The following is a 2,628-nucleotide window of genomic DNA, read 5'->3' as shown; positions in this document are numbered from 1 at the left end:
CCCGCGACAGCAGGATGCCGAGCAGCAGCCCCGTCATCACGCTGCCGACCACCTTGCCGCGGTGCGCGTCGGGGGCCAGCGTGGCGGCGGCCGGCACGATGTCCTGCGCCATCGTCGCGGCCAGCCCGATCGCGAGGCTCGCGACCAGCAGCACGCCGACCGACGGCGACGCGCCGGCCAGCAGCAGCGCCACGCACAGCGCAGCCGCCTTCGCGAGGATGATGCGGCGGCGGTCGTAGCGGTCGCCGAGCGGCGCGAGGAGCAGGATGCCGAGCGCGTAGCCCAGCTGCGTCATCGTCGGCACGAAGCCGATCGCCTGACTGCTTGTCGCCTGGCCTGCGCCGATCTCGGCGCCGAGCACGCCCAGCATCGGCTGGCTGTAGTACAGCGACGCCACGCCGAGCCCGGTGCCGGTGGCCAGCAGCAGCACCATCGGCAGCGGAACGTTGCCGGTCGGCGTCAGGGCGACCGGTGTGGCATGCGTGGATTGAATGGTGGACATCTCGCGTAAACCCTGAGTTCTGGAACGAAGGGCTGCAGTGTCTCCAGAGCGGGCGTGTCTGGGTAGCCCGCCGGCTTGCAGAATTGCTATACGCTGGGCGCATGAGCAATGCCACCTCCCATGCCACGGCGCCGGCCGACCGCATCGAGCTGATGGAAACCTTCGTGCGCATCGTCGAGGCCGGCAGCCTGTCGGCGGCGGCGCTGCAGATGGGCGCGACCCAGCCGACCATGAGCCGGCGGCTGCAGGCGCTGGAGCGCTCGCTCGGGCTGCGGCTGCTGCAGCGTTYGACCCACGCGATGACGCTGACCGCCGACGGCGAGCGCTGCTACGAAGGCGCGAAGGAGCTGATCGCGAGCTGGAAGGCGTTCGAGTCCGAGCTGCGCGGTGCCGACGACGAACCCGAGGGCCTGCTGCGCGTGATCGCGCCGCATGCCTTCGGCCAGCAGCTGCTGGTCGGGCCGCTGTCCGACTACATGCGCGCCCACCCGCGGGTGACGGTCGAGTGGCTGCTGCACGACAGCACGCAGGATCGCACGCAGGACAGCACGCCGGATTTCGTCGGCGAGGGCATCGACTGCGCGATCCAGGTCGGCGAGGTGACCGATCCGTCGGTGGTCGCGATCAAGCTGTCGGAGGTGCCGCGCATCGTGGTGGCTGCACCCTCGCTGATGGCCGGGCGCGCGATGCCGGTGCATGCGCGCGAGCTGGCCGGGCTGCCCTGGTTGAGTGCACGCAATTTCTACCGCACCGAGGTGCTGCTGAGCCATGTCGACACCGGCGAGGCGCACCGCGTGAGCTTTCGCCCGCGCCTCACCACCGACAGCTTCTATGCGCTGCGCAGCGCCACGGTGCGCGGCATCGGCATCGGGCTGATGTCGACCTGGATGCTCGCCGACGAGATCGCGGCCGGGCGGCTGGTGCAGCTCGCACCGCAGTGGCGCGCGGCGGCGCTGCCGGTGCACCTGATCTACCCGCCGTCGCGCTTCCATCCGGCGCGGCTGCGCCGCTTCGTCGAGGCGATGCGGGCGGCGTTGCCGGCCGCGCTGGCGGAGGTCACGCGGCCGATCTGATGTCTACTTCCGGACACCCCGTCGAAAGGATCCCCATGCTCCTCGTTCGCCTGCTGGCCGTGGCGGCCGCTGCCGCGCTGTGCGCCTGCGCGCCCATCGCCCCGACGCAGGGCACGACGCCCGTCCACGTCAAGCTCATCGGCTTCAACGATTTCCACGGCAACCTGCAGCCGCCGGGCAAGTTCAGCCCGGTCACGCAGAGTTCGTCCAGCGGCGCCGGCCTGGTGCCCGCGGGCGGTGCCGACATGCTGGCCGGTTTCGTCGCGCGGCTGAAGGCGCAGAACCCGCTGAACGCGGTGGTCGGTGCCGGCGACATCGTCGGCGCGTCGCCGCTGGTGTCGGCGCTGTTCCACGACGAGCCGACCGTCGAGGCAATGAACCGCATCGGCCTGGAGTTCAACGCGGTCGGCAACCATGAGTTCGACCACGGCTCGCCCGACCTGCTGCGCCTGCAGCACGGCGGCTGCGCGCTGCTGCCCGGCGGCGCGGCCGACCCCAACAGCTGCCGCGGCGCGCAGGTCGGCACGCCGGTGCCGTTCGAGGGCGCGAAGTTCAGGTGGCTGTCGGCCAATGTCTACGTCACGGCCACCGGCAAGACGCTGCTGCCGGCCTACGGCATCAAGAGCTTCGACGGCGTGCGCGTCGCCTTCATCGGCATGACGCTGCGCGACACGCCGACCATCGTCACGCCCAGCGGCGTGGCCGGCCTGGAGTTCCGCAACGAGGCCGACACCGTCAACGCGCTGGTGCCGCGGCTGCGGGCGCTCGGCGTCGAGGCGATCGTCGTGCTGGTGCACCAGGGCGGCTCGCAGGTCGGCAGCAACGACATCAACGGCTGCGCCGGCGGCCTGGCCGGCTCGGCGATCGCCGACGTGGTGCGCCAGCTCGACAACGCGGTCGACCTGGTCGTCAGCGGCCACACCCACACCGCCTACAACTGCCAGTTGCCGAACGCGACCGGCCGGATGATCCCGGTGACGCAGGCCGGCGCCTTCGGCCGCGTCGTCAGCGACATCGACCTGACGATCAACCCGTCGAACGGCGACGTGACAG

At 71.3% G+C, this 2,628-nt stretch carries 3 protein-coding genes; 2 read left to right on the top strand and 1 reads right to left on the bottom strand.

The features are described 5' to 3' along the window. The coding region (locus AC1D01_RS29340) for an MFS transporter (protein WP_477872700.1) at positions 1-502 on the bottom strand (502 nt) is incomplete at its 3' end. A 101-nt stretch (positions 503-603) separates the two neighbouring features. Between AC1D01_RS29340 and AC1D01_RS29335 the strand changes: the two genes are divergently transcribed. Together AC1D01_RS29335 and AC1D01_RS29330 are read left to right on the top strand one after the other, a co-directional pair. Further along, positions 604-1,575 carry a LysR family transcriptional regulator gene (locus AC1D01_RS29335; RefSeq protein WP_477872698.1) on the top strand — a complete coding sequence of 324 codons (972 nt, stop codon included), beginning with the start codon at positions 604-606 and terminating at the stop codon, positions 1,573-1,575. 35 nt (positions 1,576-1,610) lie between these two features. Next, positions 1,611-2,628, top strand: a 1,018-nt coding sequence (locus AC1D01_RS29330; protein ID WP_477872696.1) for a metallophosphoesterase, incomplete at its 3' end; no start/stop codon positions are given.

Source organism: Rhizobacter sp. P3_B12 (genome assembly GCF_056402895.1).
The sequence above is the reverse complement of the archived record's forward strand: the minus strand, read 5'-3'. Positions and strand labels throughout refer to the sequence as shown.